This is a genomic window from Mucilaginibacter sp., from assembly GCF_041663085.1.
Taxonomy (GTDB): domain Bacteria; phylum Bacteroidota; class Bacteroidia; order Sphingobacteriales; family Sphingobacteriaceae; genus Mucilaginibacter.
Genome location: NZ_JBAZRC010000014.1, coordinates 20,144 through 33,899, shown reverse-complemented (window position 1 = coordinate 33,899; position 13,756 = coordinate 20,144). Strand labels below are relative to the sequence as shown.

The window sequence follows — 13,756 nt, the reverse complement described above, 5'->3', positions numbered from 1 at the left end:
ATGGAAACACAACAACATATTGCCATTTTAGGCAGCGGAAATATTGGCCTTGCACTGGCTAAAGGATTAGAAAAAGCCGGGATATTTACCCCGCAGCAAATTACACTTACACGCCGCAATGTGGCTGCTTTGTCTGCCCTTGCAGATGAAGGTTATAATGTAACTGCCGACAATGCGGGAGCTGTTACCAAAGCTGATATTGTTGTGCTGGCCATCCTTCCACAGCAATTAAATAAACTGCTTGACGAGATAAAACCCGCAGCCAACCAAACAAAACACCTGCTGATATCGGTAGTATCGGGCGTTAGTTGCCAGGACATCCGTACGCAGCTGGGGTTAGATGTGCAGGTGATCCGCGCGATGCCTAACACAGCTATTTCCATCGGCCACAGTATGACCTGTATTGCTACCGATAACGCATCGGCCGCTAATACAAGCCTGGTATTATCATTATTTGATACGGTTGGGGTGAGTATCCAGATAAACGAGGAACTGATGACATCGGCCACGGCGTTATGTGCCTGCGGTATCGCATTCTTTTTACGCTCTATCCGCGCGGCATCACAAGGTGGTACAGAAATTGGTTTCCACGCGCATGATGCCCTTAGAATGGCTGCACAAACCGCCAAAGGCGCTGCCGACCTGCTCCTTCAGCTGGCATCACATCCCGAACAGGAAATTGACAAGGTTACATCGCCAAAAGGCTGCACGATTGCCGGCTTAAACGAAATGGAGCACAATGGCTTTAGCTCGGCAATGATAAAGGGTATCAAAGTTTCGGCAGAGAAAGCCGGTGCGCTTTATAAAACTGAATAGAGTTGCGCTGACCAAAAATCATGGCACATCAAACCCGGGCCACGTATTTGTGGGCGATACAAAGGCTTTTAATTACTTTAAGAATAACTATACAGATGCTTTACAGCACGAACAAGGGCGGCAAGGTATATTTTTTCTACCTGCACCCTAATCAGAAAGGCGCTGCCCGTTTAGGAGAGCTTTGGGGCAAGGCCATCTACAAGGTGTTGTATAAGTAACGAGTGGGTTAATCCTCTTCGTTGGCTTTTTTCTCGGGTGGGGTTGATACGATCTCGCCAAACTCATTTACGTAAGCCATCATATTATCAAGATCGCTCCCGTTGGGGTTATCTTTGCGTTCTTGTTTACGTTGTGCTTTGTCCTCTTTCTTTTTCTGGCGGTTCTTTTCCAGTTGTTTTTTCATGAATGTTGCTTGCGATTTAGCCATATTTTTATTGGGGTTTGTGAATAAATAGTTTTTTAGAACAAAAAAGCACCTGCCAATTCAAGCAGATGCTTTACGATTAAGTTTTATAGTAATTTGTTAGATAACTTTTACATTTACCGCTGTAAGGCCTTTTTTGCCTTCTTCCACATCAAACGAAACGTTATCGTTTTCACGAATTTCGTCGATTAGGCCAGTTGAGTGTACAAAAACATCGCTTCTGCTGTCACTCTGTGAAATAAATCCAAAACCTTTAGTGGCATTGAAAAACTTTACTGTTCCTTCTTTTTGCATTATACTTTTTTTAATAAGGTTGCAAGATAGTCATTAATAACCGCCTTTTCTTTTAAATAAAATTCTTTAACGTTATTTTAAATGCAGCAGCGGGTTAAAACACTGTTACATAGGGCCTAACTTAAAGTTGTAGTTAATTTAGTTTTCAAAAGCTACTGATATTCAATAAATAAAGGTTAGCTTTAAGAAATTCCTTCCCATATACAAAGTATTTATACAGGCATTGCCAATTTTCGTTATACGGTAGCATTAGCTTTTGCTGATGATTGCCGGCCGTTAATTCTGTGGGATAATAATTACAATAAAGTTTAAAACATACTACAATGAGCAAAGACAAAAAAACAGTTAAGGAAGTAAAAAAAGCACCTACCCTTAATGTAAACAAAAAACAATCTGCCTACCAATCAGGTAAAGGCACCGTATCTGCCGATCTAACCAGTAAGAAAAAATAACCCCAAATGAGCGAACAAACAATAGAAACACAAACCAAAATGTACCTGTATGATCTGACCAACCTTGCCAAAGAGCATGGTTTTAAGGCAGATGATAACTGGGAATTCAGCATGGCAAGTAATGCCGACAGGATAAAGATCCAAAGGAACTACTTCCCTACCAATGCAACCAAAATGGGGCCTGAGATATTATTGCAGGTACTAAACTCGGTTAAAGCGGGGCTTAAACAATCGTACACACGCGATGACAGCCAGATTGACAAACGTACCATCATAGCCGATGAACTGGATTACCTGGTTGCGTTTAACCCCAAAAGGCCAAGAACGTAACACCAACAATTGTCATGGTGAGCCCGTCGACCATTAGTCAATGTACAAGTCTTCGACAAGCTCAGACTGACATTTGATTATTAAACTCTACAACAACTCCGTGGCTAAATTGGCCAGCTCGCTCCTTTCACCCTTTTGCAGGGTGATATGGGCGTAAAGCGGATGTCCTTTGGCTTTATCAATTAAATACGATAAGCCGTTACTCTCTGCATCAAGGTATGGGGTATCTATTTGGTATATATCGCCGGTAAATACAAATTTGCTGTTTTCGCCTGCACGCGATATGATGGTTTTCACCTCATGCGGAGTAAGGTTCTGCGCTTCATCTACAATAAAGAAGATCTTACTCAGTGTACGCCCGCGGATGAACGCCAGCGGTGTAATGGAGATCTTATCGTTAGCCACCAGCTCGTCAAGCTTGGCCTGCATCTTTTCGTCTTCGGCAAACTGATCTTTTATAAACTTCAGGTTATCCCATATTGGCGCCATATATGGGTCTATCTTTGACTTGATATCGCCGGGTAAAAAGCCGATATCCTTATTGCTTAAAGGCACAATTGGGCGGGTTACAAAAATCTGGCGGTAATATTTGCGTTGCTCGAGCGCGCTGGCAAGGGCCAACAACGTTTTACCTGTACCGGCGTTACCCTGTATAGTCACCAGCTTAATATCAGGGTGCAGCAGCGCATGTATGGCAAAGGCCTGCTCTATATTGCGGGGATAAATATTCAATACGGGCTGCTCGGTCACTTTCTCCAATTGCCCGCTTTGCGAATTATAGAAACCCGAGGCCGAACCGTTCTTGCTGTTTAATATATAAAACTGGTTACCGGCCTCAACCGGGATATCTAAATCATCCACCGGCAGGCTATCGTTCTTATTCAGCTTGCCCAGTAGTTTCTCGGTTATTTTATTCAGAGTTGATTTGCCGCTGTACAGTTCTTCCAGGTTTTTTACCTTTCCGGTTTCATAATCCTCGGCAAACAAGCTTAGCGATTTTGCCTTTAAACGCAAGCAGATATCCTTTGATACCAGTATCACCTTACGGTCGGGGTGTTCAAACTGTACGCCCAGGGCGGCGTTGAGGATGCGGTGGTCTATCTTATCAGATCCAAACACCACCTCGGCATCTGCGCTGGTGTTCTTGGCATCCATGATCACCTTAAAGCATCCTTTGCTTTTACCGTTCAGCGGCACCCACTGGTTAATTAGCCTGCTTTTAGACATGTCGTCCATCAGCCTGATAAAGCTGCGGGCTTCAAAATTGCGGGTATCGTTACCGCTTTTCATGTTATCCAGCTCTTCCAGTACCTGTATGGGTATGGCTACATCGTGCTCCTGGAAGTTCTCAAAGGCGTTGTGGTCATAAAGTATGACCGAGGTATCCAGCACAAATATCTTCTTCTTTCCGTCTGTTTTTCCTGTAGATTCCTTCATCAATGCAAAATAGGCATTTTGATTGGTGACTTACAGCAGATGTTGAAAATGTTGTGATTGTTGGGAAAGAACACAGCAAAAATTAAAGAGTTATGTTTGCAGGGTAGAATTAAAGCGATGCGTAATCAAAAGCACCCCATTCCTGTAAATACAATGATAGATGATCTCGGCCCGGGCATCACTATCGAAAAGTTTTGCATGAAAGACCTGCATTTGCTGAGCGCCGCAACTTTTGAAGTTGATAAATCGGTACACCGGCACGATGGGCACTCCTTTTTCCTGGTAGAAACAGGGCAGGTTAAACTTGAAATTGATTTTGAGCATTACACCATCCAGGCCCCGGCTATTATTTATGTTCATCCCGACCAGGTGCATTCAACTTCGGCTTCGGATGATGTAGTTATTGTAAGCTGGGCACTCAGCGACGACAATCTAAACCCGGAATACCTTAAGCTATTGGCAAATATTACCCCAGCCAAACCGCTGCCGTTAAATGATGATACGTTCTCCATTTTCCTGGAGGCCGCAACGCTTTGTTTAAAACTATATGGGCGTAATAACGATAAGCTTTATCATCATTTACTTAAAGACAGCTGTAACGCATTAGTTGCATTGGTTATCTCTCAATATTTAGCACTTGCTAAATCAACAGATAAGCTTTTGCGCTTTGAAATAATTACCAAGGCCTTCAGGGAACTATTGGAAACTAATTACACCACGGTGAAGCGCCCTGTAGAGTATGCCGCGAAACTAAATATCTCTACCCCTTACCTTAACGAATGTGTTAAAAACGCAACCGGACACCCCGTTTCCTATCACATACAGCAGCGTGTAATTTTAGAAGCAAAACGCCTGCTAGTTCATTCAAGCCAATCGGTTAAAGAAATTGCTGCGATATTGGGCTATGATGATTACCCCTATTTTTCGCGCCTGTTTACCAAGGCTACAGGTGTATCTGCTTTAATTTTTCGTAACAAAAACCTCGGTTAGTCCAATACAAACTTCGTATTGCCATTTTTTCCCTTTCTTGTACAATGTTCCTTTGCAGGGTTAAATCAACCTGCAAAAAAATGGAATTATTAAAAGATAAAAAAGTACTTATATCCGGCGCAAGCATAGCAGGTTTTTCTGCGGCCTGGTGGATGAATAAAATAGGTTATCAAGTAACTGTGGTTGAGCTTGCAAACGAACCACGGGTTGCCGGCGGGGCCGTTAATATAGAGGGTAACGCAATTGAGGCTGCTAAGCGCATGGGGATTTTTGAGCAATTAAAAGCCAACAGATTGAACGTAGAATTGATTGAGTTTAAAAATGCCGAGAATATTACGGAAGGCTCGATGGTTATACCAGGCGAAATCACCGAACTCCCCGATGATGAGATTGAAATTGAACGGGATAAGTTTATTGGCATATTGTACGAGGACCTTAAAAAGGATGTTGAGTTTATTTTCAATAACAATGTTACCAATTTAACTGAAGCTGAAGCCGACATAACCGTAGCCTTTAAAAATGGCCCGGAACGTAGCTTCGATCTAGTGCTTGGCTGCGACGGTTCACACTCCGGTGTGCGGAAGATTTGGTTTGGCCCCGAACAGGATTACGCTCATTTTTTACAGGCATATTTTTCTATTACCATCATCAACAAACTCTTGGTAAAACAAAAAACCATGCAGATGTTTAATGTGCCCGATAAAGGCGTTATGCTTAATACTTATAAAAATAAAACCGATATCATTTTTTGTTTTTATTCAGAAGATGAAATCCCTTACGATTACCGTAACAACGAACAACAACGAAATATCATCTTAAACCAGTTTAACGGTATGGGCTGGCGGGCCCCGGAACTATTGGAAGAAATAAAGCTTTCTGAAGATTTTTACTTCGATAAATTCTGCCAGATAAAAATGCCGTCGTGGACAAAAGGCCGGGTTGCATTAGTTGGTGACGCCGGTTATTGCGCTTCGCCCGCTGCCGGAAGGGGTGCATCTTTATCTGTCATCGGTGCTGCGGCATTAGCCGATGCATTGCAGAAGCATAACGGAAATTTTGAATTAGCCTTTGCGGATTACAATAAAGACCTGCGCCCGTTTATAGAAGAAGTGCAAGCCACAGCCCAATTTAATGTAAGAGAGAATTTTATCCCAAGAACGGAAGAGGCAATTCAAAAAAGAAACAAGAAAGGCTTTTAACACCCGTTCAAGCATCCATACTTGAACGGGGTAATAGGCTTTTGATCTTAATCTTCTATCGCTTCTATACCAAGCTTTTTTAGCCGTTGTACATTATCGCGCATCTGCTTAAATTGCTCGGGTGAATGCCCCTGCCAATCCATAACTTCACAAATTATCAGAAGCGAATCTTTGGTTCGGTATGATTTTGTTGGGTTTCCGGGAAACTTCTTGTCGGTTAAATTAGGGTCGTCATTAAAAGTGCCTGCCGGTTGTACAATATAGACCCGGCCACGGCCCTCACCACGGGCAAGCTCGGCGCCCCAAATAGCAGCTTCCATAGTTGCGGCGAAGTATACATATTTTGCCTCATTCTGCTTGCCGTAATTTGAACTAAAACCGGGTATAATTAAATCTCCTTGCTTTAAATCAGCTTTGGTTCCATGGAAAAATGGTGGGTTGTTCAGCTCGCTGTTTTCAATTGATCTGCTCATATTTATTGATTTTTAAAACCAAAAATATAAGATACAAAGCGCTAAATATTCACTTTTTAACTATATTTTTTTGAGTGCAATATGATAATTATAAAGGCGTTACCCTTACAACAAACAGACGATTAAAAGTGTGTATCAATGCAACCCTTTGGGCTTTAAAAAGTGATTGCACCAACCTTTAGCTTTGTTCGATTTCTTTTAAGCTATCCATTTTTTTGTAAGCCAGGAATCCTTTGATGTCCTCAAAATGCTCCCTAACACGCTTATTACCAAATTCAAATACTTTTTTTACCAGCCCATCCAAAAAGTCGCGGTCATGCGATACCAGGATCAAAGTGCCGTCAAAATCTTTAAGAGCGTCTTTAATAATGTCCTTAGTTTTCATGTCCAAATGGTTGGTTGGCTCATCCAATATTAACACGTTTACGGGTTCTAACAGCAATTTGATCATGGCTAAGCGGGTTTTTTCACCGCCCGAAAGCACTTTAACCTTTTTGGTGGTATCGTCGCCGCTAAACATAAAGGCACCTAAAAGGTCTTTTATCTTTAGCGTTCCATCGCTCAACGGGATCTGGTCAATGGTTTCAAATACCGTTAAACCCTCATCTAATAATGACGCCTGGTTTTGAGCAAAATAGCCAATTTTGGCATTGTGGCCAACTTTTAAGCTTCCCTCAAAATCAATCTCGCTCATAATGGCTTTAATCATGGTCGACTTCCCTTCACCATTTTTACCTACAAAAGCCACCTTTTCTCCCCGCTCAATCACCATGGATGCTTTTTCGAACACTACATGATCGCCATACTTTTTGGTTAACTCTTCTACAATTACCGGGTATTGACCTGAACGTGGCGATGGTGGGAACTTCAGGCGCAATGCCGATGTATCCACTTCATCGATCTCTATCACTTCGAGTTTTTCGAGCATTTTCACCCGCGACTGCACTTGCAATGTTTTTGAATAAGTACCCCTAAAGCGGTCTATAAATTCCTGGTTATCGGCAATAAAGCGTTGCTGTTCTTCGTAGGCTTTTAGCTGGTGTACACGGCGGTCGGCACGTAATTGCAGGTAGTGGCTGTATTTGGCTTTATAGTCGTATATGCGGCCCATGGTAACCTCAATTGTACGATTAGTGATGTTATCTACAAAGGTACGATCGTGCGAAATCACCATAACTGCCTTTGCCGAGTTGATCAAAAAGTCTTCTAACCATTGAATACTCTCAATATCCATGTGGTTAGTAGGTTCATCCAGCAAAATCAGATCGGGCTTCTTTAATAAGATCTTGGCCAGCTCTATCCGCATGCGCCATCCGCCAGAAAACTCTGAAGTTTGGCGATTAAAGTCCGTGCGTTCAAAGCCTAAGCCTTTTAACACTTTTTCTACCTCAGCATCGTAGTTAACTTCTTCTACCGAGTAAAACGCCTCACTCAGCTCTGATACACGCTCAATTAACTTCATGTACTCATCACTTTCGTAATCAGTACGGGTGTTCAATTGCTCATTAACCTCTTCCAGCTCTTTTTGCATTTGGTTGGCCTCTGCAAAAGCTTTCATCGTTTCTTCAAAAACGGTAACATTATCATGCGTTAGCAAATGCTGTGGTAAATAAGCAATTACAGCATCTTTGGGGCCGGTTACGTTACCAGAAGTAGGCTTCGCAGCATTGGCGATAATTTTTAAAATGGTAGATTTTCCTGCACCATTTTTACCCATCAGGGCTATTTTATCATTTTCGTTGATCGAAAAGGTTACATCACTAAATAAGACAGTTCCTCCGAATGAAACGGAGATATTATTTACATTAATCACAAAAGGGGGTGTTAAATTGAGCGGCAAAGATAATTGAATTTGGTACAAATACCGAAAACTTACAGGCCTGAATAATGACTGTTTAAAGCGTCGACGCTTAACCGGGTAGAGAAATGAATATAATCTTGTAGATTAGATTGTAATATCAACAAAATGACTATCATAGAATTTATAAAAAGCTGGCCCGCTGAAAGGCAGGCTACCTTAACTGAACTGCATGAAACCATACTGGCCAATGACCCTACCATTGTAGCGGTGACAAAACCGATGATGGGCAAGGAAATGATATTGTATGAAGAGCGCTGTTACATGAAATACGGGCTGGCCAGTACCAAGAACCATATGTCGTTGCATTGCCTGCCCATGTATATGAACCCGGCGCTGCATGCCAAATACGTGGGCCTGTTGCCAGACGCCAAATTCCAGAAGGGTTGTATCAATTTTACCGATGGGGCAGCCATGCCGCTTACTACGGTAGCCGCCCTGGTTGCCGATTGTTCGGCCATCAACATTGCTGATATGCTGGAAAAGCGCAAGAAAAAGTAATTGACTTGGTATCGACTTGATGTCAAGTTTAAATACCTCTTAAAATAGGAAAACGGAAGCCTCTTCTTTCGAAATGACTCCCGTTTTTCCTGCCCCCATGAATGCCGTAGCCGTCATGAAGCACCAAGTTTTGTGTAAAATTAACCGACCTGCTCTCCTCTTTGTTATGATGCGAACGCTCATGTCTCTTTATTCTGTGCGAATGCCGATGTTTCAATTGTTAACACTGATGCTGATCTTGTCTGTCTCCTTGCGGATGGCAACGCCTTCAAATCCGTTCCGTATGTGTCCTTCTTTCCTCTTGCGAGTGCTGACGGGTCATCTCGTCTGCGAATGTTGATCTTGTCACTTCTCCCTCGGGGAAGTCGACTCCTTCGTTATCCGTGCAACGCTGATACTTCTTTATTCGTTTGAATGCCGATGTCTCTTTGTTACGCTAACGCCGATTGCTTCAAGGTCATTATTTTGTTTGCTGCTTCCCGTAGGCTCTCGCAAAACCCATAATACCTCGTTAATCATTTCCGGGGTAAATTACTTTCGTATTTCATTCCCTTTATATGATTCAGGCACTTCCCTTATCTTTAGTTTGCCCTGAGGTTCACCCGATTAAGTTGCTGTATTCCTGTAAGGCTGTCAAAGTACGTCGTTCTTGATGATTACAATATAGGGAGATTAAGTGCCTTTTGTCAAGCACTTTTTTACTTTTCTTTTTAACATGTTATTAACAATAATTTGATATTTATCCACATACATTTAATGATGCATGATAGTATTTTATGCTGTATATAGCGGGGTTATGAACATCGCCCTTTATCCACAAACAGCCCCAAAAACAGCTGATACGGGCAAATTAAAAAACGCGTAAAATCGTAAAAATTAAATTTTTTCTGTCAAATGCTTCCAGTATCTTTTGGGGATATGGCGTACATGCAGCTTCGTATTTTTGCGCGAGGGGATATTTACACTGGTAAAATAGTTCTTCCAAAGGTGCTGGTAGATCCCTTCATCCTCGGTAAAGGCGGCAATTACATCCGCAGGTTTGCCTACGTTTGCAAAATCAAGCGAGATGTACTGGGTATCGTGCAGGTCGTAATAAAGGCCATATTTGCGTCGCAGATCGTATATGATCCATTTCTGATCGGCATACCGGCTTTTAAAATGGCGGATAAGCAAGGGCAGCACATTAAAGTCGGGCTCAATACCGGCATAAAAGATATCATCCTTCAGTTTCTGGAAACGGACAAAAGCCTCCATCCTATGCTTCTCGCGCCTAACCATCCGCACCATTTCTGATACGCGCATCACAAACCTGTTGCCATAATCCTCTTCAATATTCACTACCGAATCAAAAGCGTACCTGATGTAGCCCAGCAAACTATTGGCGTCACTATCCATTTCGGCCAGGTGCGCGGCATACAAACGCTGTACCCCCATCGATGAGATCTTTTGTTTTAGGCCTTTCAGTACACGGTTGGCCCGGGCATCATCCGTAATTACCTGCAGCTTATCCTTAAATAAAGCATTGGTACCAGAATCAGTCTTTTGCAGGTTTACCCTATCCAGCCTGCGGTCGTAAACTTCAAATACAGCGGTAAGCAGGCCTTCAAAAGTACCATCGTAAATTAATGTGGTCATCATTAAAAGAGGTTTAATTGTACCTGCGTGTTCTTTAAGTATTTGCTTTGCGATGTAGCCAGGATGAATTGTTTAATGTTGCTGCCGGTAAGATCGCGCCGCTCAAATTGGTTGCTTTTGCAGGTGATGAAATATTTGGCGCGATTTAGGGCCACTCCTATTTTTTTGAGCTGATCCCAGTTCAGTTTAGCAAACTTACGCGCGCTTACAATTTTTTGTGCCGATTGCAGCCCAATGCCTGGCACGCGTAATATCATTTGCAGGTCGGCCTTATTAATATCAACGGGGAAGGCCTGCATATTGCGGATAGCCCAACCCAGTTTCGGGTCGATATCCAGATCGAGGTGTGGCTGGCTATCGTTCACTATTTCGTTCACCTTAAAGCCGTAAAAGCGCATCAGCCAGTCGGCCTGGTACAGGCGATTCTCGCGCACCATGGGTACACTGGTATTTAAAGCAGGCAGGCGGCTATCGGCCAGCACCGGTACATAGCCCGAATAATAAACCCGTTTCAGGTTAAAATTCTTGTAAAAGTAATTGGCCGATTGTAGTACCTCGCTGTCATTCTCGGGCGTGGCGCCAATAATAACCTGTGTACTTTGGCCTGCCGGGGCAAATATGGGCGCTTTTTTAAACAGCTTTTTTTCTTCGGTGCGCTGAATGATGGCATTTTTAAGATAGCCCATCGGCTTGATCATATCCGCCTGATTCTTATCAGGCGCTAAAAGTTTCAGCCCTGCTTCGGTAGGCATTTCCAGGTTCACGCTCAGGCGGTCGGCATACAGGCCAGCCTCATTCATCAGTTCATCGCTGGCACCGGGGATAGATTTAAGGTGGATGTAACCGTTAAAATTATGCTCGGTACGCAATTTTTTGGCAATCCGCACCAGCCGTTCCATCGTATAATCAGCATCTTTAAATATGCCCGAACTAAGAAACAAACCTTCTATATAATTACGGCGATAAAAGTTGATGGTCAGATCAACCACCTCCTGCACAGTAAAGGCGGCCCGCTGTATATCGTTGCTTTTACGCGACACACAATAAGCGCAATCAAATATGCAATGGTTAGTTAACAGAATTTTTAACAGCGACACGCAGCGCCCATCCTCGGTATATGAGTGACAGATCCCGTTACTGGCATTGCCCAGGCCTTTGTTTTCGTTTTTACGCTTGCTGCCACTGCTTGCGCATGATACATCGTATTTAGCAGCATCTGCCAAAATATTCAACTTCTCTGTAATCCTGTCTACATTCATATCAATTCAAAAATACTAATATTATTAGCATTTTTCATGCTACAGCTATTTTATTCTACTCCTTTTAAGGGTATTAGTTTTTAACAGGGCGCCTCTTTCTCCATAATCGAAACGAGAAATAAAAATCATCCTTGCATATTATTAATACATATTGCAACTTTGTTGCAATAGATAAAGTAAAATGTGTTATGGCAAATAAAAAACCTGAGTTTTGGGAATCGAGTTTTATTAAACACCAGGAAATGTGGGGTTTTGAGCCATCAAAGTCGGCAGTTTTAACCAGAGATTATTTTGTTGAACAATCAGTAAAGAACATCCTGATACCGGGAATTGGCTATGGGCGTAACGCGCAGATTTTTAAAGACAGCGGGATTACAGTAACCGGCATTGAGATCTCAAAAACAGCGATTGAGATGGCCGGGAAGCATTACGGCGCGGATATGAAGATCTATCATGGCTCTGTAACCGATATGCCATTTGATAAAGCCCGCTACGATGGTGTATTTTGTTATGCTTTAATCCATTTATTGAACGCTAATGAAAGACGGAAACTGATCCGCGATTGTTATGATCAGCTGCATGAGGGGAGGTATATGGTTTTCACCGCCATTTCAAAAGAAGCCCAAACCTATGGTAAAGGCAAATTCATCAGCAAGGACAGGTATGAGGTGTTTGATGGCGTTAAAATGTTTTTTTATGATAGAGAGTCGATCACAACAGAATTTAAGAAAGCCGGATTATTCGAGATCACCGGAATAGATGAAACTTATCCATTCTTTTTGATCAAGTGCAAAAAAGGCGAAAATTAAATGCGGTTGGGAATAAATAAATTTGCTTTGCTATATTTAGCATATCATATTTATCTCCTATGCCAGATTTAGATCCATCATTTTGCCAGCACCTGCAAGCCATTAAAGAGGTTAAACTAAGTGACGACCATGTGTGCGAAGAATGCATAAAACAAGGTACCGAATGGTTCCATTTGCGTACCTGCCAAACCTGCGGCGTTACCCTATGCTGCGACCAAAGCGATGAGCAGCACATGACCAAACATTACCATGCCCAGCATCACCGGGTAATAGCATCGGCTCAACCCGGCGAGCGCTGGCTTTGGTGTTACCCCGATGAGCAATTTGCGGAGTATTAATTACTTCTTAGTCACCTCTACGCTCCAATCGGCCCCGCTGCCAATTTTATAGGTATCGGCAAAGCTGCCCATGTTGAGCGCGAATGATAATTGCATCAGGCTGTTCAGGTATACCAGTGGTTTGCCTTCGGGTACACTGCCAAAGGTTTCGCTGTAAGGCGCATCGCTTTCGTGCACCAGTTTGCCTTTGTTAAATATCTTTAAATGCAGCAAGTCGCCATATTTGGGGTTTAGCTGTTTAACCAAGTCTTCGCTGATGTCTGTCCAGATGTTACCGTACTGTACATCGTGGATATCTATCGTTCCTTTTAATTTACCACCTTCAAAAATCGACTTCTGATATGGGATGCTTACCACTTGCTTTGGTAATTCGGGACCAACCTGCTCAAAGGTAATCACCCCTGCTGCAAGGCGTGCAGCGGTATACGAATAAACATCGCGCCCATGAAAGGTATATGATTTGCCCGAGCCCGGGCGACGGTTTTTCACTTCATCTATCTGGCGGATGCCGGCAATGCCATAGGTTTGGGCAACCAGCGTTAACGTACCATTATCGGGCGTTACAATAAACTGCCCGGTATTAGTTTTTAATACAACCGATTTACGTGATGTACCCACGCCCGGGTCAACCACCGAAACAAACACCGTACCCTTTGGCCAGTAATTGATGGTTTGGAACAGGCGGTATGATGCCTCCCAGATGTTATAATTGGGGATTTCGTGCGTTAGGTCGTACAGTTTAAGGTCGGGCGATACACCGATGGCAACGCCTTTCATTTCAGAAACAGCGCCGTCTTTCAGTCCAAAATCCGACTGGTAAACGATGATCTTATTTTGCGCAAAGGTTGTACTGATGCCAAATAGCATCAGTGAAAAGATGACGGTTTTCAGGATCTTATTCATATCGGCCTTGTATTAACCTAAGTGAGGCTAATACAAGG

General features: G+C 42.9%; 17 protein-coding genes. 9 read left to right on the top strand and 8 right to left on the bottom strand.

The annotated features are described in order from the left end of the window. The gene (gene proC / locus WC615_RS05390; protein ID WP_372977108.1) at positions 1-816 is read left to right on the top strand and encodes a pyrroline-5-carboxylate reductase; all 816 of its coding nucleotides are present in this window, start codon (positions 1-3) and stop codon (positions 814-816) included. A 20-nt stretch (positions 817-836) separates the two neighbouring features. Beyond that, a complete protein-coding gene (locus WC615_RS05385) occupies positions 837-1,034 on the top strand; it encodes a hypothetical protein (protein WP_372977107.1) in 198 nt (65 codons plus the stop codon). 8 nt (positions 1,035-1,042) lie between these two features. On the opposite strand, the gene WC615_RS05380 is transcribed toward WC615_RS05385, so the two are convergent. Beyond that, complete coding sequence (locus WC615_RS05380) at positions 1,043-1,243, bottom strand: hypothetical protein (protein ID WP_299465216.1); 201 nt, start codon at positions 1,241-1,243, stop codon at positions 1,043-1,045. 96 nt (positions 1,244-1,339) lie between these two features. Beyond that, positions 1,340-1,534, bottom strand: coding sequence for a cold-shock protein (locus WC615_RS05375; protein WP_372977106.1), 195 nt, complete (start codon positions 1,532-1,534; stop codon positions 1,340-1,342). A gap of 323 nt (positions 1,535-1,857) precedes the next feature. Between WC615_RS05375 and WC615_RS05370 the strand changes: the two genes are divergently transcribed. Next, a complete protein-coding gene (locus WC615_RS05370; RefSeq protein WP_372977105.1) occupies positions 1,858-1,986 on the top strand; it encodes a hypothetical protein in 129 nt (42 codons plus the stop codon). Positions 1,987-1,992: 6 nt separating this feature from the next. Beyond that, a complete protein-coding gene (locus WC615_RS05365) occupies positions 1,993-2,316 on the top strand; it encodes a hypothetical protein (protein ID WP_067053776.1) in 324 nt (107 codons plus the stop codon). An 87-nt stretch (positions 2,317-2,403) separates the two neighbouring features. On the opposite strand, the gene WC615_RS05360 is transcribed toward WC615_RS05365, so the two are convergent. Beyond that, positions 2,404-3,753: a PhoH family protein gene (locus WC615_RS05360; RefSeq protein ID WP_372977104.1), complete on the bottom strand. Its 1,350-nt coding sequence runs from the start codon at positions 3,751-3,753 to the stop codon at positions 2,404-2,406. Positions 3,754-3,906: 153 nt separating this feature from the next. Here WC615_RS05360 and WC615_RS05355 point away from each other — a divergent pair, with 153 nt between their 5' ends. Further along, positions 3,907-4,743, top strand: a complete 837-nt coding sequence (locus WC615_RS05355) for a helix-turn-helix domain-containing protein (RefSeq protein ID WP_372977103.1) — start codon at positions 3,907-3,909, stop codon at positions 4,741-4,743. A gap of 80 nt (positions 4,744-4,823) precedes the next feature. Continuing rightward, on the top strand, positions 4,824-5,942 hold the full coding sequence (locus WC615_RS05350) for an FAD-dependent monooxygenase (RefSeq protein ID WP_372977102.1): 1,119 nt from the start codon (positions 4,824-4,826) through the stop codon (positions 5,940-5,942). A 47-nt stretch (positions 5,943-5,989) separates the two neighbouring features. Here WC615_RS05350 and arr read toward each other — a convergent pair whose 3' ends face one another. Then, the gene (gene arr, locus WC615_RS05345; RefSeq protein ID WP_372977101.1) at positions 5,990-6,415 is read right to left on the bottom strand and encodes an NAD(+)--rifampin ADP-ribosyltransferase; all 426 of its coding nucleotides are present in this window, start codon (positions 6,413-6,415) and stop codon (positions 5,990-5,992) included. A gap of 178 nt (positions 6,416-6,593) precedes the next feature. Next, positions 6,594-8,228 carry an ABC-F family ATP-binding cassette domain-containing protein gene (locus tag WC615_RS05340; protein WP_372977100.1) on the bottom strand — a complete coding sequence of 545 codons (1,635 nt, stop codon included), beginning with the start codon at positions 8,226-8,228 and terminating at the stop codon, positions 6,594-6,596. A 153-nt stretch (positions 8,229-8,381) separates the two neighbouring features. On the opposite strand from WC615_RS05340, the gene WC615_RS05335 reads away from it, so the two are divergent. After that, positions 8,382-8,774: a DUF1801 domain-containing protein gene (locus tag WC615_RS05335; RefSeq protein WP_372977099.1), complete on the top strand. Its 393-nt coding sequence runs from the start codon at positions 8,382-8,384 to the stop codon at positions 8,772-8,774. An 876-nt stretch (positions 8,775-9,650) separates the two neighbouring features. Here WC615_RS05335 and WC615_RS05330 read toward each other — a convergent pair. Together WC615_RS05330 and WC615_RS05325 are read right to left on the bottom strand one after the other, a co-directional pair. Then, complete coding sequence (locus tag WC615_RS05330; RefSeq protein WP_372977098.1) at positions 9,651-10,412, bottom strand: TIGR03915 family putative DNA repair protein; 762 nt, start codon at positions 10,410-10,412, stop codon at positions 9,651-9,653. Then, a complete protein-coding gene (locus WC615_RS05325) occupies positions 10,412-11,668 on the bottom strand; it encodes a putative DNA modification/repair radical SAM protein (protein WP_372977097.1) in 1,257 nt (418 codons plus the stop codon). The genes WC615_RS05330 and WC615_RS05325 overlap by 1 nt, the downstream gene beginning before the upstream one ends. A 188-nt stretch (positions 11,669-11,856) precedes the next feature. Here WC615_RS05325 and WC615_RS05320 point away from each other — a divergent pair, with 188 nt between their 5' ends. Next, complete coding sequence (locus tag WC615_RS05320; RefSeq protein WP_372977096.1) at positions 11,857-12,477, top strand: class I SAM-dependent methyltransferase; 621 nt, start codon at positions 11,857-11,859, stop codon at positions 12,475-12,477. 59 nt (positions 12,478-12,536) lie between these two features. Further along, positions 12,537-12,815 carry a UBP-type zinc finger domain-containing protein gene (locus WC615_RS05315; RefSeq protein WP_372977095.1) on the top strand — a complete coding sequence of 93 codons (279 nt, stop codon included), beginning with the start codon at positions 12,537-12,539 and terminating at the stop codon, positions 12,813-12,815. Here WC615_RS05315 and WC615_RS05310 read toward each other — a convergent pair whose 3' ends face one another. Next, on the bottom strand, positions 12,816-13,718 hold the full coding sequence (locus WC615_RS05310) for an S-adenosyl-l-methionine hydroxide adenosyltransferase family protein (RefSeq protein WP_372977094.1): 903 nt from the start codon (positions 13,716-13,718) through the stop codon (positions 12,816-12,818). Between the last annotated feature and the right edge of the window lie 38 nt (positions 13,719-13,756).

Bases quoted from the DNA above. Each gene is read 5' to 3' on its own strand.
- proC (WP_372977108.1), top strand. From the start codon at position 1: ATGGAAACACAACAACATATTGCCATTTTAGGCAGCGGAAATATTGGC.
- WC615_RS05385 (WP_372977107.1), top strand. From the start codon at position 837: ATGGCACATCAAACCCGGGCCACGTATTTGTGGGCGATACAAAGGCTT.
- WC615_RS05380 (WP_299465216.1), bottom strand. From the start codon at position 1,243: ATGGCTAAATCGCAAGCAACATTCATGAAAAAACAACTGGAAAAGAAC.
- WC615_RS05375 (WP_372977106.1), bottom strand. From the start codon at position 1,534: ATGCAAAAAGAAGGAACAGTAAAGTTTTTCAATGCCACTAAAGGTTTT.
- WC615_RS05370 (WP_372977105.1), top strand. From the start codon at position 1,858: ATGAGCAAAGACAAAAAAACAGTTAAGGAAGTAAAAAAAGCACCTACC.
- WC615_RS05365 (WP_067053776.1), top strand. From the start codon at position 1,993: ATGAGCGAACAAACAATAGAAACACAAACCAAAATGTACCTGTATGAT.
- WC615_RS05360 (WP_372977104.1), bottom strand. From the start codon at position 3,753: ATGAAGGAATCTACAGGAAAAACAGACGGAAAGAAGAAGATATTTGTG.
- WC615_RS05355 (WP_372977103.1), top strand. From the start codon at position 3,907: ATGATAGATGATCTCGGCCCGGGCATCACTATCGAAAAGTTTTGCATG.
- WC615_RS05350 (WP_372977102.1), top strand. From the start codon at position 4,824: ATGGAATTATTAAAAGATAAAAAAGTACTTATATCCGGCGCAAGCATA.
- arr (WP_372977101.1), bottom strand. From the start codon at position 6,415: ATGAGCAGATCAATTGAAAACAGCGAGCTGAACAACCCACCATTTTTC.
- WC615_RS05335 (WP_372977099.1), top strand. From the start codon at position 8,382: ATGACTATCATAGAATTTATAAAAAGCTGGCCCGCTGAAAGGCAGGCT.
- WC615_RS05330 (WP_372977098.1), bottom strand. From the start codon at position 10,412: ATGATGACCACATTAATTTACGATGGTACTTTTGAAGGCCTGCTTACC.
- WC615_RS05325 (WP_372977097.1), bottom strand. From the start codon at position 11,668: ATGAATGTAGACAGGATTACAGAGAAGTTGAATATTTTGGCAGATGCT.
- WC615_RS05320 (WP_372977096.1), top strand. From the start codon at position 11,857: ATGGCAAATAAAAAACCTGAGTTTTGGGAATCGAGTTTTATTAAACAC.
- WC615_RS05315 (WP_372977095.1), top strand. From the start codon at position 12,537: ATGCCAGATTTAGATCCATCATTTTGCCAGCACCTGCAAGCCATTAAA.
- WC615_RS05310 (WP_372977094.1), bottom strand. From the start codon at position 13,718: ATGAATAAGATCCTGAAAACCGTCATCTTTTCACTGATGCTATTTGGC.